Genomic DNA, 22,823 nt, shown 5'->3' on the forward strand with positions numbered 1-22,823 from the left:
CTTCAACTCCTTCGTGCGGCCGTCGTCAGCGGCGGATGACGGTCAGCATCTCATCGCGCAGGGCAGCCATCCGCTCCGCGGTCGGCGCCTCAACGTTAAGCCGCAGCAGCGGCTCGGTGTTGGACGGGCGCACGTTGGCCCAGCTGCCGTCGGTGAAGCTCAGCGTGATGCCATCGAGCTTGTCGACCGGGACGCCGAACGACTCCTCGATCTCGGCCAGCTTCGCGGCCGTGTCCGCGACCGTCGAGTTGATCTCCCCGGAGGCCGCGTAGCGGTCGAAGTCCTTCGCCAGCGCGGACAGCGGCGCGGACTGCCCGCCCAGCAGCGCGAGGGTGTGCAGGGCGGCGAGCATGCCGGTGTCGGCGCCCCAGAAGTCGCGGAAGTAGTAGTGCGCCGAGTGCTCGCCGCCGAACGCCGCGCCGGTGCGGGCCATCTCCGCCTTGATGAACGAGTGGCCGACCCGGGTGCGCACGGGCACGCCGCCATGCTCCCGGACGATCTCGGGCACCACCCGCGAGGTGATGAGATTGTGGATGATCGTGGCGCCGGGCTCCTTGGCCAGCTCGCGGACGGCGACCATGGCGGTGATCACCGAGGGCGACACGGCCTCGCCCCGCTCGTCGACGACGAAGCAGCGGTCGGCGTCGCCGTCGAAGGCGAGCCCGAGGTCGGCGCCGGCCTCGCGGACCTTGGCCTGCAGGTCGACCAGGTTGGCCGGCTCCAGCGGGTTGGCCTCGTGGTTGGGGAAGGTGCCGTCGAGCTCGAAGTACAGCGGGATGATCGTCAGCGGCAGCCCCGAGCCGAGCACGGCCGGCACCGTGTAGCCGCCCATGCCGTTGCCGGCGTCCACCACCACGGTCAGCGGCCGGATGTCGGAGAGGTCGACGAGCTTGAGCAGGTGGGTCGCGTAGCGCTCGAGGAGGCTGTATCGCTCGATGGTGCCCTTGAGCTCGCCCTCGGCCACACGCTCGCCGCTGTCGAGGATCGCCTGGGCCCGCTCGCGGACCTCGGCCAGGCCGGTGTCCTCGCCGACCGGCTTGGCGCCCTGCTTGCACAGCTTGATCCCGTTGTACTGCGCCGGGTTGTGACTGGCGGTGAACATCGCGCCGGGCAGGTCGAGCGCGCCCGAGGCGTAGTAGAGCAGGTCGGTGGAGCCCAGCCCGGCATCGAGGATGTCCACCCCCTCGGCGCGCGCCCCGGCGGCGAAGGCCTCCGCGAGCGCCGGGCCGGAGGCCCGCATGTCGTGCGCCGTGACGATCTTGTCGGCGAACTCCCCGCGTGAGCGCAGCGTCTGCACGAACGCCCGCCCGAGTGCCTCCGCCACCGGCTCGTTGAGCTGGTCGGGCACCGTCCCCCGCACGTCGTAGGCCTTGACGATCCGGCTCAGGTCGATCACAGTCTCGCACCCCTAGTCGTGGTCGCTGTTCCTCATGAGGAGCCTAGTGCGGTTGCGTTCCGTAGGCGTGTCAGTCCGAAGTTGCTGATGTGAGATCCCGGAAAGCCGGTCGACCTTCCCGTGGTACAGGATGAGGCATGGCCGAGGAAGGTAACTCCCTACGGGCGATCGTCGCGGCATTGTCTGCCAATCTCGGCATCGCGCTCAGTAAATTCGTGGCGTTCCTGTTCACCGGCTCGTCCTCGCTGCTGGCCGAGGCGGTGCACTCGGTGGCGGACACCGCCAACCAGGTGCTGCTGCTCGTCGGCGGCCGGCGCGCGCAGCAGCAGGCCAGCCAGCTGCACCCCTTCGGTTATGCGCGCTTCCGCTACTTCTACGGCTTCCTCGTCACCCTGGTGATCTTCCTCGTGGGCGGCGTCTTCGCGCTCTACGAAGGGTACGAAAAACTCCACAACCCGGAACCGGTCCAGGATCCGGTGTGGGCGTTCGCCGTGCTCGGCGTCTCGGCCGTGCTCGAGTCCTTCTCGCTGCGCACCGCGGTCCACGAGGCGCAGCCGTCCCGCCGCGGGGCGCCCTGGCTGCGCTTCATCCGCACGACCCGCTCCCCCGAGCTGCCGGTGGTGCTGGCCGAGGACTTCGGCGCGCTGACCGGCCTGACCTTCGCCCTGCTCGGCATCACCCTGGCCGTGGTCACCGGAGACGGGCGGTGGGACGCGATCGGCACCCTGGCCATCGGCGCGCTGCTCGTGGTCATCTCGATCACGCTGTCGCAGCGGATGCGCAGCCTGCTCATCGGCGAGTCCGCGGACAACGGCACCCTGCTGAAGATCGAGGCGGCGATCGAGCGGGAGCCGCTGGTCGAGCGGATGATCCACCTGCGCACCATGCACCTGGGCCCCGACCAGCTGCTGATCGCGGCCAAGGTGGCGGTGCGCGCCGACGAGACGATGGCGCACGTCGCGGCCGCGATCAACCGGGCCGAGGCGCGGGTGCGCGCGGAGCTGACCTACGAGTGCTTCATCTTCCTGGAGCCCGACGTCTTCGACCAGCAGCTCTACGACACCGAGGAGCGGCCGCCGGGCTCCTCCTCGAAGGAGCCCAGGCCCGCGTGGGAGTAGGTGCCTACAGCTGCAGGCCGGTGAGGACCATGACCCGCTCCTCGGTGTAGTCGGCCATCGCGCTGGCCAGCCCCTCCCGGCCGATGCCGCTGCCCTTGGCGCCGCCGTAGGGCATCTGGTCGGCGCGGTAGCTCGGCACGTCGCCGACGATCACGCCGCCGACGTCGAGCACGCGGTGCGCCTCGAACGCGCGGTCCAGCCGGCGGGTGAAGATGCCGGCCTGCAGGCCGTACTGCGAGGCGTTGATCGCGGCGAGGCCGTCGGCGTCGGCGCCGACCTTGGCCAGCACCAGCACCGGGCCGAAGACCTCCTCGACGGCGACCTTGGCGTCGGCCGGCACGTCGGTGAGCACGGTCGGCGCGTAGGAGGCGCCGTCGCGCGTGCCGCCGGCGAGCAGCTTGGCCCCGGCGGCGACCGCCTCGCCGACCCACGCCTCGACCCGCTGCGCCGCGGCCTCGCTGATCAGCGGCCCGACGTCGGTCGCCTCGTCGCCGGGGTCGCCGGTGCGCTGTGCCTCGACGGCGGCGGTGAGCTTCTCGGCGAGCGCGTCGAAGTGGCGCTCGTGGACGTACACCCGCTGGACGGCGATGCAGCTCTGCCCGGCCTGGTAGTTGGAGAAGACCGCGATGCGGGAGGCGGCCCAGTCGAGGTCGTCCCAGTCCTCGCAGACCAGCACGGCCGCGTTGCCGCCGAGCTCCAGTGTCACGTGCTTGCGCGGCACGGCGTCGCGGATCTGCCAGCCGACCGGCCCGGATCCGGTGAACGACACGACCGGCAGCCGCGGGTCGGCGACCAGGGCGGGCGCGCGGTCGTTGGGGATCGGCACGATCGACCACATGCCCTCGGGCAGGTCGGTCTCGGCCAGGATCTCGCCGAGCAGCAGGGCGCTCAGCGGAGTGGCCGGCGCCGGCTTGAGCACGATCGGCGCGCCGACCGCGAGGGCCGGGGCGACCTTGTGCGCGACCAGGTTCAGCGGGAAGTTGAACGGCGCGATGCCCAGCACCGGGCCGCGCGGCACGCGCTTGATCAGTGCGATCCGCCCGGTGGCGGCGGCGTCGGTGTCGAGGCGCTGCAGCGACCCGGAGAACCGGCGGGCCTCCTCGGCCGCCCACCGGAACGTGGAAACCGCCCGGGACACCTCGCCGCGCGCCCACTTGAGCGGCTTGCCGTTCTCCGCGGTGATCAGCCGGGCCACCTCTTCGGCGCGCTCCTTGAGCCGGGCGCTGACGTGGTCCAGGGCGGCCGCTCGGACGCTCGCGGGCAGCGCGGCGGCCTCGGCGGCGACCGCGGCCGCCGCGGCGACGGCCCGCTCCACCTGAGCTTCCGTCGCATTGGATGTGGTACCGACCGATCGCCCGTCGTAGGGATGACGGACCTCGACGACGTCGTCGCTGGTTGCCGGCCGACCGGCGATATAGAACGGGGTCACGGGTCCAAGATTAGTCGCCCACCCGCGCCCGTTCACAGCGCGGAAACAGTTGCTCAAGGGCTTGTGCACTGCGGATTCGATGGAAGGATGGGCCTGCCGGCACTCAAAGGAGTGGACATGACAAAGCAACTGCAGAACTTCATCGACGGCGCCCACGTGGATCCCGCCGAGGGCCGCTATGCCGACCTCATCGACCCCTCCACCGGTGAGGTGTTCGCCTCCGCGCCCGTGTCAGGCGCCGAGGACGTCGACCGGGCCGTCAAGGCCGCCGCCACGGCGTTCGAGACCTGGCGCGACGCGACGCCGTCGGAGCGGCAGAAGGCGCTGCTCAAGCTCGCCGACGCGATGGAGAACCGGGCCGAGGAGATCATCGACGCGGAGGTGCGCAACACGGGCAAGCCGCGCGCGCTGACCGCGAGCGAGGAGCTGCCCCCGTCGGTCGACCAGATCCGGTTCTTCGCCGGCGCCGCCCGCCTGCTCGAGGGCCGCTCGGCCGGCGAGTACATGAAGGGCCACACCAGCTACGTGCGGCGCGAGCCGATCGGCGTCTGCGCGCAGGTCACGCCGTGGAACTACCCGCTGATGATGGCGGTGTGGAAGATCGCCCCGGCGCTGGCCGCGGGCAACACGGTGGTGCTCAAGCCCTCCGACACCACCCCGGTCTCCACGCTGCTGCTGGCGGAGCTGGCCGCCGAGTTCCTGCCGCCGGGCGTGCTCAACGTCGTCACCGGCGACCGCGAGACCGGCCGCGCCCTGGTCGCGCACCCCACGCCGCAGTTCGTGTCGATCACCGGCTCGGTGCGGGCCGGCCGCGAGGTGGCCGGCGCGGCCGCGCCCACGCTCAAGCGCACCCACCTGGAGCTGGGCGGCAAGGCGCCGGTCGTGGTCTTCGACGACGCCGACCTGGCCGCCGCGGCCGAGGCGATCGCGGTCGCCGGCTACTTCAACGCCGGCCAGGACTGCACCGCGGCCACCCGGGTGCTGGCCGGCCCGGGCATCTACGACGACTTCGTGGCCGCGATCGCCGAGCAGGCGGCCGGCACGAAGACCGGCGCGCCGGACGACGAGGACATCCTCTACGGCCCGCTGAACAACGCCAACCAGCTGGCCCGGGTCGGCGGCTTCATCGACCGGCTGCCCGACCACGCGAAGCTCGACACCGGCGGCGCGCGGGTCGGCGACCGGGGCTACTTCTACGCCCCGACCGTCGTGTCCGGCCTGCGCCAGGACGACGAGATCATCCAGGACGAGGTGTTCGGCCCGGTGATCACCGTGCAGCGCTTCACCGATGAGGAGGAGGCGGTGCGCTGGGCCAACGGCGTGGAGTACGGCCTGTCGGCGTCGGTGTGGACCAAGGACCACGGCCGCGCGATGCGGATGACCCGGCGGCTGGACTTCGGCTGCGTGTGGGTCAACACGCACATCCCGATCGTGGCCGAGATGCCGCACGGCGGGTTCAAGCAGTCCGGATACGGCAAGGACCTGTCCATGTACGGCCTCGAGGACTACACCCGGATCAAGCACGTCATGCACAACATCGAGGCCTGATGACGCTCAGCGAGGATCTGCACAAGCGCCGCACCGCCGCCGTGGCCCGCGGCGTGAGCAGCATGATCACGTCGTACGTGGACCACGCCTCGGGTGGCACGCTGTCCGATGTGGATGGTCGCGAGTGGATCGACCTGGCCGCCGGGATCGCCGTCACCAACGTGGGCAACGCGAGCCCCAAGGTGGTGGAGGCAGTGCAGCGCCAGGTGGAGCGGTTCACGCACACCTGCTTCATGATCGCGCCGTACGAGAGCTACGTCGCGGTCTGCGAGCAGCTCAACGCCCTCACGCCGGGCGCGTTCGAGAAGCGCTCGGCCCTGTTCAACTCCGGGGCCGAGGCGGTCGAAAACGCGGTGAAGATCGCCCGGCACACCACCGGCCGCCGGGCGGTCGTCGTGTTCGACCACGCCTACCACGGCCGGACCAACCTCACCATGGCGCTGACCGCCAAGGCGATGCCCTACAAGCACGGCTTCGGCCCGTTCGCCGGCGAGATCTACCGGGTGCCGATGAGCTACCCGTTCCGCGACGGCCTGGCCGGCCCGGACGCCGCGGCCCTGGCGATCAACATGATCGAGAAGCAGATCGGCGCCGACCAGGTGGCGGCGGTGCTCATCGAGCCCATCCAGGGCGAGGGCGGCTTCGTGGTACCGGCGCCGGGTTTCCTGCCGTCACTGGCCGCATGGGCCCGGGCGCACGGCGCGCTGTTCGTGGCCGACGAGATCCAGACCGGCTTCTGCCGCACCGGCGACTGGTTCGCCTCGACCCACGAGCGCGTCGAACCGGACCTGATCACGACCGCGAAGGGCATCGCCGGCGGCCTGCCGCTGGCCGGCGTGACCGGCCGGGCCGAGATGATGGACGCGGTGCACGTCGGCGGCCTGGGCGGCACCTACGGCGGCAACCCGATCGCCTGCGCCGCCGCTTTGGCCGCCATCGAGACGATGCGCGAGCTCGACCTGTCCGCCGCGGCCCGCCGCATCGAGTCGGTCATGCTGCCCCGCCTGCGGCAGCTACAGTCGGCCCACCCGTTCATCGGCGACGTCCGCGGCCGCGGCGCGATGCTGGCGATCGAGATCGTCGTGCCGGAGTCGGCCACCCCGGGCACGGTGACCGCCGAGCGCGGCTACGCCCGCGGCGCCCCGCTGGGCGCGACCCCCGACCCGGCCAAGACCGCGGAGATCCAGCGCCGCGCCCACGATGCGGGGCTGCTCCTGCTCACCTGCGGCACCTACAGCAACGTGATCCGCTTCCTGCCGCCCCTGGTCATGGACGACCCAACCCTGCAGCGCGCCTTGTCCCTGCTGGAGTCCGCCCTCTGACCCCCGCGGTGGCCCGGCCCAACCGGGCCACCGCCCCGCCGCGGCCACGGACCGGCACCGGAACGGCCCTCGGGCGCTGCACGGCGCAGCGACCGTAAGTCTCCGCGATCATGCGCAACTGGCACCGACACCAACGGTTTTTCATGATCACGGAGTGCTGATGTACCCCCGTGTACCGAAAGTCTCCGTGATCATGGCAAACCCGCGGTGCGGCCGCCGCGAACATCATGATCACGGAGACTTCCGGTCCCCGGCCCGCCCGCCGATCGGAGGTTGCGCCCGACGGGTGCGACATCCGCACCGGTGCGCCGCGCCGCCCCGCCCCGTGGGTGGGCGCCGACGCCCAGCCCGCGGCGGCCGTCTGACATCGTCACCCTCCGTGCCTCATGCGCACCACACCGCCCAACCACCCGACGGCTCGAACGAGCCAATCGCCAACCGATAAGTCGGGCACTTCGTGCCGCGACTTATCGTATTCATACGGTGTCAGGGGAAAGTCCGCTTAATTCCGGTCCTTGGCGATGGGGGGTGACGCGGGTCACTATGAGGGATGCGCAATCCCTGGCTGGCGCTGCCCGCGGGGGCTGATCCCCGCGAGCGGATCAGCCAGAACGGGCGCGCCTGGGACGCCTTCCTCGGCAACGGCCGCGTCGGGGCGCAGGTGCGCGGCGTCGTCGCGGACTCGTGGCGGCGCAGCGCCGCAGCCCACCTGGACCCGGACGGCACCGCGCCGGTGGACCTCGGCGACGACGAGCTCGAGGAGTACCGCGCCGCCCACCCGCTGCGGGCCGCCCTGCCGCTCTTCCGCGACCTGCTGGGCAGCTTCGCCGAGGACGGCGCGCACCTCATGGCGGTGTGCGACGCGCACGGGCGGCTGCTGTGGGTCGAGGGGCAGCCGGCCGTCCTGCGCCGGGCCGAGGCCATGAACTTCGTCGCCGGCGCGCGCTGGGACGAGCCGCACGCGGGGACCAACGCGCCCGGTACCGCGGTCGCCCTCGACCACGCGGTGCAGATCTTCGCCACCGAGCACTTCAGCCGCCGGGTGCAGCGCTGGACCTGTTCCGCCGCGCCGATCCACGACCCGCGCACCGGCCGGCTGCTCGGCGCGATCGACGTGACCGGCGGCGACCACCTGGCCAACCCGCATTCCCTGGCGTTGGTACTCGCCACGGCCCGCGCCGCCGAGGCGTATCTGGCCACGCTGCCGCCGCCGGCGCCGTCCGGGCCGTCGTTCGCCGCGCTCGGCCGCGACGCCGCCGTGCTGACCTTCGGCGGGCGCACGCTGCGGCTGAGCCGCCGGCACAGCGAGATCGTCGCCCTGCTCTGCGCGCACCCCGACGGGCTGAGCGGCGACGAGCTGGCGGTCGAGCTCTACGGCGACGAGCTGGTCAACCCGGTCACCCTGCGCGCCGAGCTGTCCCGGCTGCGCCACGTGCTCGGCCCGCTGCTGCTGTCCCGGCCGTACCGGCTGCGCGAGGCGGTGCTGGCCGACTTCACCGAGGTGCCCGCCCGCCTTGCCGCCGGACACGCCGCCGCGGCGCTGCGTGCCTATCGCGGTCCGCTGCTGCCGCGCTCCGACGCGCCCGGCGTCGCGCGGCTGCGCCGGCTCGTCGAGGGGCAGCTGCGCGCCGGCGTGCGGGCCAGCGGCGACCCCGAGCTGCTCGGGGCGTGGACCGCGACGAGCTGGGGCGCCGAGGACCTGTGGATGTGGGAGGCCCTCGCCGCGGCGCTGCCGGCCGGCTCACCCCGGCGGGCGCTCGCGCTCGAGCGGATCGCCCGGCTCGGCGAGGACTACGCGCCGCCGGACGCAACGTGGTTGCAACGTCGCCGTAACTAGCGTCCGGGTATGACCCACTACGCAGCCCCCGGCCAGGACGGCGCCCTGGTCGGGTACGAGCCCCGCTACGACCACTGGATCGGCGGTCAGTACGTCAAGCCCGTCCGCGGCCAGTACTTCGAGAACCCCACGCCGGTGACCGGGCAGACGTTCTGCGAGGTCGCCCGGGGCACCGCCGAGGACGTCGAGCTCGCCCTCGACGCCGCCCACGGCGCCGCCGACGCCTGGGGCCGCACCTCGGTCGCCGAGCGCGCGAACATCCTCAACAAGATCGCCGACCGGATCGAGGCCAACCTGGAGGCCCTCGCGGTCGCCGAGACCTGGGAGAACGGCAAGCCGATCCGGGAGAGCCTGGCGGCGGACCTGCCACTGGCCGTCGACCACTTCCGCTACTTCGCCGGCGCCATCCGCGCGCAGGAGGGCAGCCTCGGCGAGCTCGACGACGACACGGTGGCGTACCACTTCCATGAGCCGCTCGGCGTCGTCGCCCAGATCATCCCGTGGAACTTCCCGCTGCTCATGGCGACGTGGAAGCTCGCGCCCGCGCTCGCCGCCGGCAACGCCGTGGTGCTCAAGCCCGCCGAGCAGACCCCGGCGTCGATCCACGTGCTCATGGGTCTCATCGCGGACCTGCTGCCGCCGGGCGTCGTGAACATCGTCAACGGCTTCGGCGTCGAGGCCGGCAAGCCGCTGGCCGCCAGCGACCGAGTGGCGAAGGTCGCCTTCACCGGCGAGACCACGACCGGGCGGCTGATCATGCAGTACGCCAGCGAGCACATCAAGCCGGTGACCCTGGAGCTGGGCGGGAAGAGCCCCAACATCTTCTTCGACGACGTCTCCGCCGCCGAGGACGCGTTCTACGACAAGGCGCTCGAGGGCTTCGCGATGTTCGCCCTCAACCAGGGCGAGGTCTGCACCTGCCCGTCGCGCGCCCTGGTCCAGCAGGGCCACTACCACGAGTTCCTCGACGCCGCCCTCGACCGGGTGCGGGCCATCCGCCAGGGCCACCCCCTCGACACCGACACGATGATCGGCGCGCAGGCCTCCAACGACCAGCTGGAGAAGATCCTGTCGTACCTCGACATCGGCCGCCAGGAGGGTGCGAAGGTGCTCGCCGGGGGCGAGCGCGCGGACCTCGGCGGCGAGCTGTCCGGCGGCTACTACGTGCAGCCCACGGTCTTCGAGGGCGACAACGCGATGCGCGTCTTCCAGGAGGAGATCTTCGGCCCGGTCGTCGCGGTGACCTCGTTCGCCGACTTCGCCGACGCCATCAAGATCGCCAACGACACCCTCTACGGCCTCGGCGCCGGCGTGTGGACCCGCGACACGAACACCGCCTACCGCGCGGGCCGCGCCATCCAGGCCGGCCGGGTGTGGACGAACTGCTACCACGCGTACCCGGCGCACGCGGCCTTCGGCGGCTACAAGCAGTCCGGCATCGGCCGGGAGAACCACAAGATGATGCTGGAGCACTACCAGCAGACGAAGAACCTGCTGGTCAGCTACTCCCCCAACAAGCTCGGGTTCTTCTAGTCATGGACCGGGTGGCAGTGACCCCCGCGGCGGCCGAGGTGATCCGGTCGCTGCGGGGCACCCACGGACCGCTGATGTTCCATCAGTCGGGCGGCTGCTGCGACGGCAGCTCGCCGATGTGCTACCCCGAGGGCGAGTTCCGCACCGGCAGCGGCGACGTGCTGCTGGCGTCGCTGTCCGTCGAGGGCGTCGCCGAGCCGGTGACCTTCTGGATGTCGCGGTCGCAGTTCGAGCGGTGGTCGCACACGCACCTCACGGTGGATGTGGTGTCCGGCCGCGGCAGCGGCTTCTCCCTGGAGGCCCCGGAGGGCGTGCGCTTCCTGATCCGTTCCCGCCTGCTGACGCCGCAGGAGCAGGCCGCATTTGGCTAGCGACCAGCGATAAGTCCGGACACTTCGTGTCCGGACTTATCAGATTTATACCCTGTCAGGAGGAAAATCCGAAGTTTAAGGCCGCGATCGCGGGTGATGGTGCCACGACGGACTCGACCGGCCGGAGGCCCAGCGATGACAGTCAGGCTCCGCACGCGCGACGGCGGCGAAACCGCGGTCACCGACGAACGGCTCGATGCGCTCCGCGCCACCTTCCGCGGCCCGCTCATCACGCCGCACGATCCCGGCTACGAGGAGAGCCGGCTGGTGTACAACGGCATGTTCGACCGGCACCCCGGGCTCATCGCCCGGTGCTCGGGACCGGCGGACGTGATCGACGCGGTGAACCTCGCCCGCGAGCGCGACCTGCTGGTCGCGGTGCGCGCCGGCGGCCACGGGATCGCGGGTCACAGCATCTGCGACGACGCCATGATGATCGACCTCTCGGCGATGCGGGGCGTCTGGGTGAACCCCGCCGAGCGGCTCGTCCGCGTCGAGGGCGGCGCGACCTGGGGAGACGTCGACCGGGAGGCCCAGGTGTTCGGCCTGGCCGTCCCCGGCGGCGTCGTGTCGACGACGGGCGTCGCCGGCCTGACGCTCGGCGGCGGTCTGGGGTGGCTGCACCGGAAGTACGGCCTGACCTGCGACAACCTCACCGCCGCCGAGATCGTCACGGCCGATGGGCGGCTCCTGCGGGCCAGCGAGACCGAGCACGAGGATCTCTTCTGGGCGCTGCGCGGCGGCGGTGGCAACTTCGGCGTCGTCACCGCCTTCGAGTTCCGGGCCCACCCGGTCGGGCCCATCGTCATGAACGCGGTCGTGATGTATGCCGCGTCCGACGCGCCGGAGGTCCTGCCGGCCTGGCGGGCCTGGACGGCCGGCCTGCCGGACGAGGTCACCAGCCGGGCCATGTTCTGGTCGATGCCGGCCTCGCCGCTGCTGCCGCCGGCGGTGCACGACCGGGACGTGCTCCTCACCGCGGCCGTGTACGCGGGTCCGCCCGAAGACGCCGTGCCGATCCTCCGGCCGCTCGGCGGGTTCGGTACTCCGCTCGCCGACCTCAGCGGACCCATGCCGTTCCGGGACGTGCAGCGGCTCCTGGACTGGATGTTCCCGAAGGGGCAGCTGATCAGCTACTGGAAATCGGTGAACCTGCGCGAGCTCGGCGACGACGCGCTCGACGTGGTCCTCGACCGGGGGCTCTCGCGGCCGCACCCCCGCACCCTGGTCCACGTGCCCCAGATGGGCGGCGCCGTGGGGCGGGCCGGGATCCACGACACCGCCTTCGGCGACCGGAGCGCGGCCTACCTGGTGAGCATCGACGGCAACTGGACCGAGGCCGCCGACACCGAGGCCAACGTGGGGTGGGTACGGGACGCCTTCCACGAGGTGAGCGACCTGCCCTCGGCGGCCGGCACCTACCTCAACTTCAGCGGCGACCAGGACCTGGACAGCGCGGGCACCCGCGCCGCGTTCGGCGAGAACCTCGACCGGCTCGCCCGCATCAAGCGGGAGTTCGACCCCGAAAACCGCTTCCGCCTGAACAACAACATCAAGCCGGCCAATACCCCGTCGGGCGAAAAGTCCGAAAAATAATGACGCCGCAGGCGTCGTGATTTTCGTTCGGGAAGTGGAAGTCAGCGATCGGCCAGCAAGGGGCGGCGCCTGGCGATGGCGGAGAGCGACTCCAGGACGACGCGGTTGGCCGGGCCGGGCCAATAGCCGCGCAGGCCAATCTGCAGGAAACGGTCGCCGCGCAGCGCGCCGGACTCGATCAGGGAGCCGAACTCCACGTCGCCGGTGTCGGCGTGGGCGGCGAAGTGGACCATCGACACGCGGCCGTACCCGTGCTTGCGCGCCCGGCCGGTGGCGTCGGGCCAGGCGATCGTGTGGTCGCCGCCGAGGACGACCGGGTCACAGCTCCTGCATACCCCACGGCGAGCCGTACTCGGTGAGCAGGTCCAGGAACGGCTTGGGCGGCAGGGCCTCGGGGCCGAGGACGCCGGCGCCGGACCAGGTGCCGGCGGCGAGCAGCTCCAGCGCCACGACCGGATTGATCGCCGTCTGCCAGACCACGGCCTGGGAGCCGTACTCCCGCATCGTCCACGCGTTGTCCACGACGTGGTAGAGGTACGTGGCCCGGGGGCGGCCGTCGCGGCCCAGGCCGGTGACGTAGGTGCCGGCGCAGGTGCGGCCGTGCATGCGGTCGCCGAGCGTGGCCGGGTCGGGCAGGCAGGCGGCCACCACGTCCCGCGGGGCGACCTCCACGCCGCCGACGCGGACCTTCCGCGTCGAGTCCAGGCCCAGCTTGTGGATGGTCTTGAGGACCTCGATGAACTCGTTGCCCAGGCCGTACTTGAACGTCACCCGCCGCACGTCGATCCAGCGCGGGATGAGCAGGACCTCCTCGTGCTCGACATTGACGCATTCCACCGGGCCGATGCCGGCCGGGAAGTCGAAGGTCTCGGGCTCGGAGAACGGCCTCGTGACGTACCAACCCCGGTTCTTCTCATAGATGACGGGCGGGTTGAGGCACTCCTCGATCGTGGTCCAGATCGAGAATGACGGTGCGAACTCGTAGCCCTCCACCACCAGGTCGGAGCCGTCGCGGATGCCCACGTCGTGGACCTCGGCGAACAGGGCGTCGGCGGCGTAGCGGGCGAACACGTCGGACAGCCCGGGCTCCACGCCCATGCCGACCAGGGCCAGCCGGTTCGCCGCCGCCCACCGGTCGGCGACGGCGAACTGCTCGTCGCCGAGCATGACGCCGGTCTTCTCGTAGGGGCGCTCGGGGTGCGGCCGGGACAGCGACATCGCCATGTCCAGGTAGTGCGCGCCGGCGGCGAAGGCGCCGTCGTACACCGGCATGACGAACCGGGGATCGACGGCGTTGAGCACGTGGGTGATCCGGCCGGCGCGGCACAGCTCGGCCACCGCCGCGGTGTCGGAGGCGTCCAGGAGTACCGCCGAGAACCGGGGATCGTCCACTCCGGACACCGCCGCCTCGGCCTTGGCGAGGTCGTAGTCGGCGACGACGCAGTGCTCGAAGAACGCGCGGCGGGCCGCGATGCGCACGGCGGCGGTGCCGACGCCGCCCGCGCCGACGATGAGCAGTCGCATGGGTTCAGGCCTTCCGGCGCAGGCGGGGTAGCTGCCCGACGAGCACGATCAGGAACGAGACGAGGAACATCGCCGTGCCGATCACGTTGATCTGGGCCGGGATGCCCCGCTGCGAGGCGCCCCAGACGAACATCGGGAACGTGACGACGGTACCGGAGTTGAAGTTCGTGACGATGAAGTCGTCGAAGGACAGCGAGAACGACAGCAGCGCGGCGGCCACGATGCCGGGCATCACCAGCGGGAGCGTGACCCGGATGAAGGTCTGCCGCTCGTCGGCGTAGAGGTCCATCGCCGCCTCCTGCAGCCGCGGGTCGAGGCCGGCCAGGCGCGCCTTGACCGTGACGACCACGAACGACAGGCAGAACATGACGTGCGCGATGACGACCGTCCAGAATCCCAGCGGTACCCCGGAAGCGACGAACAGCGCCAGCAAGGATGAGCCCATCACGATCTCGGGCGTCGCCATCGGCAGGAAGATCAGCGTGTTGGTCGCGCCCCGGCCGCGGAAGGAGTGCCGGGCCAGCGCGAAGGACATCAGCGTGCCGAGCACGGTCGCGCCGGCGGTGGCGACGAGCGCGATGGTGATGCTGAGCAGGAACGCGTCCTGGATGCCGGCCACGCCGAACGGGTGGGTCCAGTTGTCCCAGGTGAACTTGAAGTTGTCCAGTGTGTAGGGGGCGTTGTGGCCGGCGTCGCGGAAGGACATGGCGCCCACGACGCCGATCGGCACGAAGAGGTACAGCAGCACGATGAGCCCGATCGCCAGGACCCAGTGGTCGGCGACGAACCGGCGCAGGCGGTGGGCCATCACAGCACCTCATCCGTTCCGGCCCGCCGGACGTAGACGAAGACCAGCACCAGGATCGCCGCCATCAGGGTGAACGACAGGGCCGCGGCGGCGGGGTAATCGGTGACCTTGAGGAACTTCGACTGGATGACGTTGCCGATCATGTACTGCCGGCTGGTCCCGAGCAGCTCCGCGTTGATGTAGTCGCCGGCGGCCGGGATGAAGGTGAGCAGCGTGCCGGCCACCACGCCGGGCATGGACAGCGGCAGCACGACCCGGGTGAACCGGGCGACCGGCCGGGCGTAGAGGTCCCCGGCGGCCTCGATCAGGCGCGGGTCGAGCTTCTCCAGGCTGGCGTAGAGCGGCAGGACCATGAAGGGCAGGAAGTTGTACACCAGGCCGGCGATCACGGCGGGGGTGGTCGCGAGCAGCCGGCCGTCGGGCAGCGGCACGTGCAGCGCGTTGAGCACGGACACGACGGTGCCGTTGTCGGACAGGATGACCTTCCAGGCCAGCGTGCGGATCAGGAAGCTGGTGAAGAACGGCGCGATCACGCAGATGAGCAGGATGTTCTTGAACCGCCCGGACTTCAGCGCGATCGCGTAGGCCAGCGGGTAGCCCAGGATCAGCGAGAAGACCGTGGTGAGCGCGGCGTAGCCGATCGAGCGGCCGAACTGCGGCAGATACTGCGAGACCGTGTCGGAGTAGTTGGCGACGTGCCAGGTCATCACGTAGCCGTCCTCCAGCGACCCGCTCGGGTCGTAGAGGCTGGTGGCCAGCAGCTGCACGCACGGCACCGCGAAGAACAGGATCAGCCACAGGCCGCCGGGCAGCAACAGCAGATACGGCAGCCACTTCCTCCGGGGCTTGCTGAGCTCGACCGGCGCCGCGGTGCCGGCGCCCGCCCCGACATGCCCGAGGGCGCTCATGCTGCCACCTTTTTTCCAGGGCTCGGGTCCGCGTCACTCACAGACCGTTGCTCCCGCATGACTCGCTCGGCGCTGGCGCGCCTCCCTGCGACTCCGCGGTGCCAAGAGCTCACGCGGCGACCTCCTCCGGGTCGACCACCGGGGCGTGCGTCTCGCCGGCCGGGCGGGGCAGCAGGAACGCGTGGTCGGGCCGCCAGAACACGGTGACCTCGCTGGCCACGGCGAGCGGGGCGGCGACGCCGGAGTTGGGCACGAAGACCGAGAGCTCCTCGCCCCACGGGGCGCGGACCAGATACTGCGTGCTGACCCCGGTGTAGGAGGAGTCGGTCACGATGCCGCGCACCGACTGGTGACCGTCGGGCGCCTGCTCGGTGGTGAGGTGCATCTTCTCCGGGCGTACCCCCAGCCAGACGGTGCCCTCGGTGGCCCGGGCCCGTGCCGCGGGGACCGTGTAGCGGCCGCCGTAGGCCTCGACGAGCAGGTCGTCGCCGGAGCGGCCGCGCACGTCGGCGGCGAGCAGGTTGGACTGGCCGAGGAAGTTGGCGACGAAGGCCGTACCCGGGAAGTCGTACATCTCCACCGGCGCGCCGAGCTGCTCGATCTTCCCCGCGTTCATCACCGCGACCGTGTCGGCCATGGTCATGGCCTCCTCCTGGTCGTGGGTGACGTGCACGAAGGTGATGCCGACCTCGGTCTGGATGCGCTTGAGCTCGACCTGCATCTGCCGGCGCAGCTTGAGGTCGAGCGCGCCCAGCGGCTCGTCGAGCAGCAGCACCTGCGGGTGGTTGATCAGGGCGCGGGCCAGCGCGACGCGCTGCTGCTGGCCGCCGGAGAGCTGGGCCGGGCGGCGCTTGCCGAAGCCGTCCATCTCGACCAGGTGGAGCATCGCTTCCACCTGGTCGCGGTAGTGCTTCACGCCGCGCCGGCGCAGCCCGAACGCCACGTTGTCGGCGATCGACAGGTGCGGGAAGAGCGCGTAGCTCTGGAAGACGGTGTTCACCGGGCGCTTGTAGGGCCGCAGTGTCGTCACGTCGCGATCACCGAGCAGCACCCGGCCGGCCGTCGGCTCTTCGAGGCCGGCGATCATCCGCAAGGTGGTCGTCTTGCCGCACCCGGACGCGCCGAGCAGGGCGAAGAACGAACCCCGGGGCACGGTGAGGGTCAGGTCGTCGACCGCGGTGAAGGCCCCGAACCGCTTGGTGACGCCGATCAGGTTGAGGTCGGCGCCGCTGGCACCGGGTGGCTGCTCGGTCATCGATCAGGCTCCCCGGACCGTCTCGAACTTGGCCGCGTACTTCTTGTCCTCGTCCTCGGTCAGCGCCCGGAACGCGTGCGTCTTGGCCAGCGTCGCCGCGTCGGGGAAGATCAGCGGGTTGGTGGCGAGATCGGGGTCGATCTTCTGCATGGCGTCCTGCGCGCCCTGGACCGGGCAGATGTAGTTCACCGACGCGGCCACCTGCGCGGCGACGGCCGGGTCGTAGTAGTAGTCGATGAGCTGCTCGACGTTGGACTTGTGGGTCGCCGGGGCCGGGATCATCATGTTGTCGGACCAGAGCATCAGGCCCTCCTCCGGCGTGACGAACGCGACCTGCGAGCCCTCCTCGGCGGCGAGCTGGATGACGTCGCCGGACCAGGCGATGCACGCCGCCAGGTCGCCCTTGGCGAGGTCTTCCTTGTAGTCGTTGCCGGTGAACTTGCGGATCTGGCCGGAGTCGACCGCCTTCTTGATCTTCTCCAGCGCCGCGTCGTAGTCGGCGTCGGTGACGGTGGCCGGGTCCTTGCCCATCGACAGCAGCACCAGGCCGACGGTGTCGCGCATCTCGGTGAGCACCGCGACCTTGCCCTTGAGGTCCGGGCGGGTCAGCAGCTCGTCGATGGTGCGGACCTCCTTGGTCACCTTGCCGTTGTAGGCGATGCCGGTGAGGCCCGACTGCCACGGCGCGGCGTGGGTCATGTCCTTGTCCCAGGGCCGGTTGCGCAGGGTGGCCAGGACGTTCTTGGTGAAGTTCGGGGTCTTGGCGTTGTCGAAGGGCTGCACCCAGCCGAGGCCGACCACCCGAGAGGCCATCCAGTCGGTCAGGACCATGATGTCGCGGTCGATCGACTGGCACGACTGCAGCTGGTTGCGGACCTTGCCGAAGAACTCGTTGTTGTCGTTGATGTCCTCGGTGTACGTCACGGCGATGCCGGTCTTGGCCGTGAACGCATCCAGCGAGGGGCGCTTCTTGTCGTCGTTCTCGTCGACGTCGATGTACAGCGGCCAGTTGGAGAAGTTGATCTTCTTTTCGGTCGCCGACGCGTCGGCACCGACACACGCTGCCTTCTCCGACTCTGTCTTCTTCGCGGGCGGCGTGCCGCACGCGGCGAGAGCACCGCCGCTCACGGCCAGCGCACCGCCGGCCAGCAGGCCGCGCATGAGGGTCCGGCGCGACAGGCCGGTGGCACGCAGAACCGCCTGCGCTTCGGCAGAGAGCGGCGGGCGAGAGGGGTTTCGCACGGGGGCTCCTACGGATCTCGATGGCCGGTCGACACTTCTGGGGGGCGGTGACCGACGACTGATCCTGACACGAGGTGCCATCACTCACAAGGGATTCCGTTGTCACGATCGGGCAGCACAACGAAAAGCGCTATGCAATCAACCGGGGGTTACCGTCGTCACCTCACCGAAACACGGGCCGTCAGTCTGCCACGGTTTCGAGTCCGGCGGCATCCCTAACGAATCCGCAGATCTCTCGTTGACCAGCCATGGAATTAGTTGCCATCGGCCCGGTACTGGGTAAGAATCCACACGTGACCGAGCCCGTCCTCGACGACGTCAACAAGCGCATCATCGAACAACTCCAGCGCGATGGTCGCATGTCCTATGCCGCGCTGGCCAAGGTCGTAGGCTTGTCGGAGGCCGCCGTCCGGCAGCGGGTGCAGCGGCTGCTGGACACCGGCGTCATGCAGATCGTGGCCGTCACCGATCCCCTCACGCTGGGCTTCGCCCGCCAGGTGATGATCGGGATCAAGGTCGAGGGAGACATCCGGCCGGTCGCCAAGGCCCTCGCCGCGGTGCCGGAGATCGACTACGTGGTCATCTGCGCGGGCGGCTACGACCTGCTCGCCGAGCTCGTGTGCACCGACGACGAGCACCTCCTGGACCTCATCAACGACACGGTGCGGAGCATCCCCGGCGTGACCGCCACGGAGACCTTCGTCTACCTCAAGCTCGCCAAGCAGACCTACGCGTGGGGGACCCGATGAACATCGACCAGCAACCCGACGCCGCCACACTCGACGCGGCGGCGCGCGAGCACCTGTGGATGCACTTCACCCGCCTGTCCGCCTACGCGGAGACGCCGGTGCCGGTGATCGTGCGCGGCGACGGGGCATACGTCTACGACAGCAACGGCCGCCGCTACCTCGACGGCTTGTCCGGGCTCTTCGTCGTGCAGACCGGCCACGGCCGGCAGGAGCTCGCCGACGCGGCCGCCAAGCAGGCCTCGGAGCTCGCCTACTTCCCGCTGTGGTCGTATGCCCACCCGAAGGCGATCGAGCTGGCCGACCGGCTGGCCGGCCTCGCACCGGGCGAGCTCAACCGGGTCTTCTTCACCACCGGCGGCTCCGAGGCGGTGGAGAGCGCGTGGAAGCTCGCCCGCTCGTACTTCAAGCGCACCGGCAAGCCGCTGAAGACCAAGGTGCTGTCCCGCGCGATCGCCTACCACGGCACCTCGATGGGCGCCCTGTCGATCACCGGCATCCCGGTCCTCAAGCAGGACTTCGAGCCGCTGGTGCCGGGCGCGTTCCGGGTGCCCAACACCAACTACTACCGCCGCCCCGACGAGTCCATGACGCCGGAGCAGTTCGGGGTCTGGGCCGCGGACCGCATCGCCGAGGCGATCGAGTTCGAGGGGCCCGACACCGTGGCCGCGGTGTACCTCGAGCCGGTGCAGAACGCGGGCGGCTGCTTCCCGCCCCCGCCCGGCTACTTCGAGCGGGTCCGGGCCATCTGCGACCGCTACGACGTGCTGCTCGTCTCCGACGAGGTGATCTGCGCGTTCGGCCGGCTCGGTGAGTACTTCGGCGCCACCCGCTACGGCTACCAGCCCGACATCATCACCTGCGCGAAGGGCCTCACCAGCGGCTACGTGCCGCTCGGCGCGATGCTCGCCGCCGAGCGGCTGGCCGAGCCGTTCCTGGAAGGCAAGAGCTGGTTCGCGCACGGCATCACCTACGGCGGGCACCCGGTCGGCTCCGCGGTGGCCCTGGCCAACCTCGACATCTTCGAGCGCGAGGGACTCAACGCCCACGTGCGCGCCAACTCGCCACTGTTCCGCTCGTACCTCGAACGCCTCTACGACCTGCCCATCGTCGGCGACGTGCGCGGCGACGGCTACTTCTTCGGCATCGAGCTGGTCAAGGACAAGGCGACCAAGGAGACCTTCGACGACGCCGAGTCCGAGGCCCTGCTGCGCGGCTTCCTGTCCAAGGCGCTGTTCGACGCCGGGCTGTACTGCCGGGCCGACGACCGCGGCGACCCGGTGATCCAGCTGGCCCCGCCGCTGATCTGCGACGAGTCCCACTTCGCCGAGATCGAGCAGATCCTGCGCGCGGTCCTGACCGAGGCATGGGCGCGCCTGTAGAGCGCACGCGGATCCGCCGGCTGCCCGACAAGGCGGTCCGCGAGCGCGAGGCGCTGCACGCCGTGCTCGACGCGGGCCTGGCCGCCCACGTCGCGTTCGCGCACGAGGGCCAGCCGTACGCCATCCCCGTCGCCTACGCCCGCGCCGGCGACACGGTGCTCTTCCACGGCTCCACCGGCAGCCGCCTGTTCCGCCACCTCGCCGGCGGCGCGCCCTGCTGCCTGTCGGTGACGCTGATCGACGGGCTGATCCTGGCCCGCAGCGCGTTCGAGGCTTCCATGCGGTACCGCTCGGCGATGATCCTCGGCACGTGCACGGTCGTGGAGGATCAGGTGCCGGCGCTGCGCGCGATCAGCGAACACCTGGTGCCGGGCCGGTGGGCGCTGATCCGCCCGCCGTCGCGCAAGGAGCTGGCCGCGACGCTCGTGCTGGCGCTGCCGCTTTCCGAGTGGTCGCTGAAGGTGAGCGACGGCTGGCCCGAGACGTCGCCGGACGACGCGGGCTGGTCCCCGCCGACCGGCGTCATCCCGATCCGCACGGTTCGCGAGGCGTTCATCGAGGGCGAGGCTTGATGAGCTTCTGGATGTCGGTACTACCGGAGCTCGCCGCGCGCCCGCCGCTGCCCGGCGACGCCGAGGCCGACGTGTGCGTCGTCGGCGCCGGGTACACCGGCCTGTGGACCGCCTACTACCTGGCCCGCGCCGACCCGTCGCTGCGCGTCACGGTGCTCGAGGCGCGCACCGCCGGCTTCGGCGCCAGCGGCCGCAACGGCGGCTGGTGCTCCGCGCTGTTCCCCAAGTCGGTGTCCGCGCTGGAGCGCTCCTACGGCCGGGAGCCCGCCCTCGCCCTCAACGCCGCCATGGAGGCCTCCGTGGACGAGGTCGGCCGGGTCGCCGCGGCCGAGGGCATCGACTGCGACTACGCCAAGGGCGGCACGGTCGTGCTGGCCCGCACCGAGGCCCAGCTGGCCCGGGCCCGGCACGAGGCGGAGGAGGCCGCCGGCTACGGCATCGACGTGCGGCTCCTCTCCGCCGAGGAGGCAAGCGAGCGGGTCGGCGCCACCGGCGTTCTCGGCGGCACCTACACCCCGCACTGCGCCGCCATCCAGCCCGCGAAGCTCGCCCGCGGCCTGGCCGCGGCCGCCGAACGGCACGGCGTGCGCATCTACGAGCAGACCCCGGTCACCCGCATCGCCCCGGGCCGCGCCGAGACGCCGCACGGCGCCGTCCGCGCCCCGATCGTGGTCCGCGCCACCGAGGGCTTCACGCCCCGGCTACCCGGGCTGCGCCGGGCGATCGCGCCGGTGTACTCGCTGATGATCGCCACCGAGCCGCTGCCCGCGTCCTTCTGGGCCGAGGCCGGCCTGGCCCACCGCGAGACCTTCTCCGACCACCGGCACCTCATCATCTACGGCCAGCGCACCGCCGACGACCGCCTGGCCTTCGGCGGCCGCGGCGCGCCCTACCACTACGGCTCGGCGATCGAGGAGTCCTTCGACCGCGACCCGCGCGTCTTCGCCGAACTCCGCCGGGTGCTGGGCGAGCTGTTCCCGGCCCTGGGCGAGGTGCCGGTCGCCTACAGCTGGGGCGGCCCGCTGGGCATCGCCCGGGACTGGATGGCCTCGGTCGGCCTGGACCGGGCGACCGGGCTGGCCTGGGCGGGCGGCTACGTCGGCGACGGCGTCAGCACCACGAACCTGGCCGGCCGCACGCTGGCCGACCTGATCCTGGGGACGGACAGCTCGCTGGCCGGGCTGCCGTGGGTGGGGCATCGGTCGCCGCCGTGGGAGCCGGAGCCGCTGCGCTGGCTCGGGGTGAACGCGAGCCTGCGGCTGATGACCGCCGCGGACGCCACCGAGGCCCGCACCGGCCGCCCTTCCCGCCGCGCCGCGTTCTTGTCCCGCTTCCTGGGCGCCTGACCCTGTTCCTGGGCGCCCGACCGTTGCGCCGTCTGGAACCGTTAGCACTGTGCGCCGTCTGGAACCGTTAGCACTGTGCGCCGTCTGGAACCGTTAGCACTGTGCGCCGTCTGGAACCGTTAGCACTGTGCGCCGTCTGGAACCGTTAGCACTGTGCGCCGTCGGCGCATGCCACCAGGCGCCGCGGGCCGATCGACAACCGGCGCCGCAGGCCGATCGACAGCCCAGAGGCGTTTCGGACGAAAAGTCCAGACACTCCGTGTCCGGACTTTTCGGATTTATACCCTGACAGGCGATGAGTCGTTCTTCGTGCCGACTCTGCTGGCCTCGTCGCCGAGCCGCTCAGGGGCTCACCGCCGCGACCGCGTCGAGGAGCGCCGCTCCCGTGGTGGGGACCATGGCCAGCGCGGCGACCAGACCGCCCAGTACCAATAAACCCAACACTCGTCGCCCCGGAAACAGCAGCGCCAGAATCAGCGCGCCCGACGCCACGCGCACCGGGTGCGTCCGGATCTGCACGACGGGCCAGCCGAGGTGCGGCAAGGTCAGGCGTACCGGGCCGACCACGCGCCTGCGGTCCACCGGCGCCGGATCGGGTTGCGCGTTGGCGTCGCCCTTGACGGTCAGGGCGCCGTCCGCGGCCTGGGACACCACGCGGTGTGTGATCGGCCCGCGCGCATCGGTGTACGTCACGATTTCGTACAGCATCACCGACTCCGCGTGCGGATCGACGAAGATGAGGTCGCCCGCGTGCATCGACGGCGCCATCGACTCGGACGTGACCACGTAGGGCTTCCAGCCCAGGCCCGCGATGCCGACGGTGAAGAGGACGGCGGAGACGACGGCGCCCAGGAGTAGCCGGCCGATCACGAACCGGCCCCGGATCTCAG

Annotated in this window: 19 protein-coding genes and 1 pseudogene; 11 read left to right on the forward strand and 9 right to left on the reverse strand. The window is 71.1% G+C overall.

Features of this window, described 5'->3' with window-relative positions; all coding sequences use genetic code 11:
* Positions 1–25 precede the first annotated feature (25 nt).
* Positions 26–1,396 carry a phosphomannomutase/phosphoglucomutase gene (locus ACQPXD_RS50860; protein ID WP_432831518.1) on the reverse strand — a complete coding sequence of 457 codons (1,371 nt, stop codon included), beginning with the start codon at positions 1,394–1,396 and terminating at the stop codon, positions 26–28.
* Between the two features lie 137 nt (positions 1,397–1,533).
* Here ACQPXD_RS50860 and ACQPXD_RS50865 point away from each other — a divergent pair, with 137 nt between their 5' ends.
* Positions 1,534–2,514 (forward strand): cation diffusion facilitator family transporter, encoded by a 981-nt coding sequence (locus ACQPXD_RS50865; RefSeq protein WP_432831520.1) that lies wholly within the window; start codon positions 1,534–1,536, stop codon positions 2,512–2,514.
* Positions 2,515–2,518: 4 nt separating this feature from the next.
* On the opposite strand, the gene ACQPXD_RS50870 is transcribed toward ACQPXD_RS50865, so the two are convergent.
* Positions 2,519–3,943, reverse strand: coding sequence for an aldehyde dehydrogenase family protein (locus ACQPXD_RS50870; RefSeq protein ID WP_432831522.1), 1,425 nt, complete (start codon positions 3,941–3,943; stop codon positions 2,519–2,521).
* A gap of 117 nt (positions 3,944–4,060) precedes the next feature.
* Here ACQPXD_RS50870 and ACQPXD_RS50875 point away from each other — a divergent pair, with 117 nt between their 5' ends.
* From ACQPXD_RS50875 to ACQPXD_RS50900, 6 genes are all read left to right on the forward strand, one after another.
* Positions 4,061–5,491 (forward strand): gamma-aminobutyraldehyde dehydrogenase, encoded by a 1,431-nt coding sequence (locus tag ACQPXD_RS50875; RefSeq protein WP_432831524.1) that lies wholly within the window; start codon positions 4,061–4,063, stop codon positions 5,489–5,491.
* Positions 5,491–6,813: a 4-aminobutyrate--2-oxoglutarate transaminase gene (gabT, locus tag ACQPXD_RS50880; RefSeq protein WP_432831526.1), complete on the forward strand. Its 1,323-nt coding sequence runs from the start codon at positions 5,491–5,493 to the stop codon at positions 6,811–6,813. The genes ACQPXD_RS50875 and gabT overlap by 1 nt, the downstream gene beginning before the upstream one ends.
* Before the next feature lie 550 nt (positions 6,814–7,363).
* On the forward strand, positions 7,364–8,650 hold the full coding sequence (locus ACQPXD_RS50885) for a GAF domain-containing protein (protein ID WP_432831528.1): 1,287 nt from the start codon (positions 7,364–7,366) through the stop codon (positions 8,648–8,650).
* A 9-nt stretch (positions 8,651–8,659) separates the two neighbouring features.
* Complete coding sequence (gene adh, locus ACQPXD_RS50890) at positions 8,660–10,183, forward strand: aldehyde dehydrogenase (protein ID WP_432831530.1); 1,524 nt, start codon at positions 8,660–8,662, stop codon at positions 10,181–10,183.
* Between the two features lie 2 nt (positions 10,184–10,185).
* A complete protein-coding gene (locus ACQPXD_RS50895) occupies positions 10,186–10,554 on the forward strand; it encodes a DUF779 domain-containing protein (RefSeq protein WP_432831532.1) in 369 nt (122 codons plus the stop codon).
* Between the two features lie 135 nt (positions 10,555–10,689).
* Positions 10,690–12,150, forward strand: coding sequence for an FAD-binding oxidoreductase (locus ACQPXD_RS50900; protein WP_432831533.1), 1,461 nt, complete (start codon positions 10,690–10,692; stop codon positions 12,148–12,150).
* 110 nt (positions 12,151–12,260) lie between these two features.
* On the opposite strand, the pseudogene ACQPXD_RS50905 reads toward ACQPXD_RS50900, so the two are convergent.
* The 6 genes and pseudogenes from ACQPXD_RS50905 to ACQPXD_RS50930 all read right to left on the reverse strand — a co-directional run.
* Positions 12,261–12,467, reverse strand: a pseudogene (locus ACQPXD_RS50905) (arginase family protein); the annotation flags it as partial.
* A gap of 1 nt (position 12,468) precedes the next feature.
* Entirely contained in the window at positions 12,469–13,674 is a 1,206-nt protein-coding gene (locus ACQPXD_RS50910) for a saccharopine dehydrogenase family protein (RefSeq protein WP_432831535.1), read from the reverse strand.
* Positions 13,675–13,678: 4 nt separating this feature from the next.
* Positions 13,679–14,482: an ABC transporter permease gene (locus ACQPXD_RS50915; protein ID WP_432831537.1), complete on the reverse strand. Its 804-nt coding sequence runs from the start codon at positions 14,480–14,482 to the stop codon at positions 13,679–13,681.
* Complete coding sequence (locus ACQPXD_RS50920) at positions 14,482–15,390, reverse strand: ABC transporter permease (RefSeq protein WP_432831539.1); 909 nt, start codon at positions 15,388–15,390, stop codon at positions 14,482–14,484. Before ACQPXD_RS50920 ends, ACQPXD_RS50915 begins: the two co-directional genes overlap by 1 nt.
* Before the next feature lie 109 nt (positions 15,391–15,499).
* Positions 15,500–16,645, reverse strand: coding sequence for an ABC transporter ATP-binding protein (locus ACQPXD_RS50925; RefSeq protein WP_432831541.1), 1,146 nt, complete (start codon positions 16,643–16,645; stop codon positions 15,500–15,502).
* A 3-nt stretch (positions 16,646–16,648) separates the two neighbouring features.
* Positions 16,649–17,887, reverse strand: coding sequence for an extracellular solute-binding protein (locus ACQPXD_RS50930; protein ID WP_432831543.1), 1,239 nt, complete (start codon positions 17,885–17,887; stop codon positions 16,649–16,651).
* A gap of 248 nt (positions 17,888–18,135) precedes the next feature.
* Between ACQPXD_RS50930 and ACQPXD_RS50935 the strand changes: the two genes are divergently transcribed.
* From ACQPXD_RS50935 to ACQPXD_RS50950, 4 genes are read left to right on the forward strand one after another with little or no spacing between them, the layout of a single operon-like run.
* Positions 18,136–18,636, forward strand: coding sequence for an Lrp/AsnC family transcriptional regulator (locus ACQPXD_RS50935; RefSeq protein WP_432831545.1), 501 nt, complete (start codon positions 18,136–18,138; stop codon positions 18,634–18,636).
* Positions 18,633–20,015 (forward strand): aspartate aminotransferase family protein, encoded by a 1,383-nt coding sequence (locus ACQPXD_RS50940; protein WP_432844260.1) that lies wholly within the window; start codon positions 18,633–18,635, stop codon positions 20,013–20,015. Before ACQPXD_RS50935 ends, ACQPXD_RS50940 begins: the two co-directional genes overlap by 4 nt.
* The gene (locus ACQPXD_RS50945; RefSeq protein ID WP_432831548.1) at positions 20,000–20,587 is read left to right on the forward strand and encodes a pyridoxamine 5'-phosphate oxidase family protein; all 588 of its coding nucleotides are present in this window, start codon (positions 20,000–20,002) and stop codon (positions 20,585–20,587) included. Before ACQPXD_RS50940 ends, ACQPXD_RS50945 begins: the two co-directional genes overlap by 16 nt.
* Positions 20,587–21,933 carry an NAD(P)/FAD-dependent oxidoreductase gene (locus ACQPXD_RS50950; RefSeq protein WP_432831550.1) on the forward strand — a complete coding sequence of 449 codons (1,347 nt, stop codon included), beginning with the start codon at positions 20,587–20,589 and terminating at the stop codon, positions 21,931–21,933. Before ACQPXD_RS50945 ends, ACQPXD_RS50950 begins: the two co-directional genes overlap by 1 nt.
* 342 nt (positions 21,934–22,275) lie before the next feature.
* Here ACQPXD_RS50950 and ACQPXD_RS50955 read toward each other — a convergent pair whose 3' ends face one another.
* Positions 22,276–22,803 (reverse strand): signal peptidase I, encoded by a 528-nt coding sequence (locus ACQPXD_RS50955; RefSeq protein ID WP_432831552.1) that lies wholly within the window; start codon positions 22,801–22,803, stop codon positions 22,276–22,278.
* Positions 22,804–22,823 lie beyond the last annotated feature (20 nt).

Origin of the sequence: Dactylosporangium sp. CA-092794, from assembly GCF_050948465.1 — a bacterium.
In the GTDB taxonomy this organism is placed as follows: domain Bacteria; phylum Actinomycetota; class Actinomycetes; order Mycobacteriales; family Micromonosporaceae; genus Dactylosporangium.

What these genes read in the sequence shown, in the direction of transcription:
- ACQPXD_RS50925 (WP_432831541.1), bottom strand. Translation starts at nt 16,645, where the DNA reads ATGACCGAGCAGCCACCCGGTGCCAGCGGCGCCGACCTCAACCTGATC.
- gabT (WP_432831526.1), top strand. Translation starts at nt 5,491, where the DNA reads ATGACGCTCAGCGAGGATCTGCACAAGCGCCGCACCGCCGCCGTGGCC.
- ACQPXD_RS50875 (WP_432831524.1), top strand. Translation starts at nt 4,061, where the DNA reads ATGACAAAGCAACTGCAGAACTTCATCGACGGCGCCCACGTGGATCCC.
- ACQPXD_RS50920 (WP_432831539.1), bottom strand. Translation starts at nt 15,390, where the DNA reads ATGAGCGCCCTCGGGCATGTCGGGGCGGGCGCCGGCACCGCGGCGCCG.
- ACQPXD_RS50935 (WP_432831545.1), top strand. Translation starts at nt 18,136, where the DNA reads ATGGAATTAGTTGCCATCGGCCCGGTACTGGGTAAGAATCCACACGTG.
- ACQPXD_RS50895 (WP_432831532.1), top strand. Translation starts at nt 10,186, where the DNA reads ATGGACCGGGTGGCAGTGACCCCCGCGGCGGCCGAGGTGATCCGGTCG.
- ACQPXD_RS50915 (WP_432831537.1), bottom strand. Translation starts at nt 14,482, where the DNA reads ATGGCCCACCGCCTGCGCCGGTTCGTCGCCGACCACTGGGTCCTGGCG.
- ACQPXD_RS50945 (WP_432831548.1), top strand. Translation starts at nt 20,000, where the DNA reads ATGGGCGCGCCTGTAGAGCGCACGCGGATCCGCCGGCTGCCCGACAAG.
- ACQPXD_RS50910 (WP_432831535.1), bottom strand. Translation starts at nt 13,674, where the DNA reads ATGCGACTGCTCATCGTCGGCGCGGGCGGCGTCGGCACCGCCGCCGTG.
- ACQPXD_RS50950 (WP_432831550.1), top strand. Translation starts at nt 20,587, where the DNA reads ATGAGCTTCTGGATGTCGGTACTACCGGAGCTCGCCGCGCGCCCGCCG.
- ACQPXD_RS50900 (WP_432831533.1), top strand. Translation starts at nt 10,690, where the DNA reads ATGACAGTCAGGCTCCGCACGCGCGACGGCGGCGAAACCGCGGTCACC.
- adh (WP_432831530.1), top strand. Translation starts at nt 8,660, where the DNA reads ATGACCCACTACGCAGCCCCCGGCCAGGACGGCGCCCTGGTCGGGTAC.
- ACQPXD_RS50885 (WP_432831528.1), top strand. Translation starts at nt 7,364, where the DNA reads ATGCGCAATCCCTGGCTGGCGCTGCCCGCGGGGGCTGATCCCCGCGAG.
- ACQPXD_RS50940 (WP_432844260.1), top strand. Translation starts at nt 18,633, where the DNA reads ATGAACATCGACCAGCAACCCGACGCCGCCACACTCGACGCGGCGGCG.
- ACQPXD_RS50865 (WP_432831520.1), top strand. Translation starts at nt 1,534, where the DNA reads ATGGCCGAGGAAGGTAACTCCCTACGGGCGATCGTCGCGGCATTGTCT.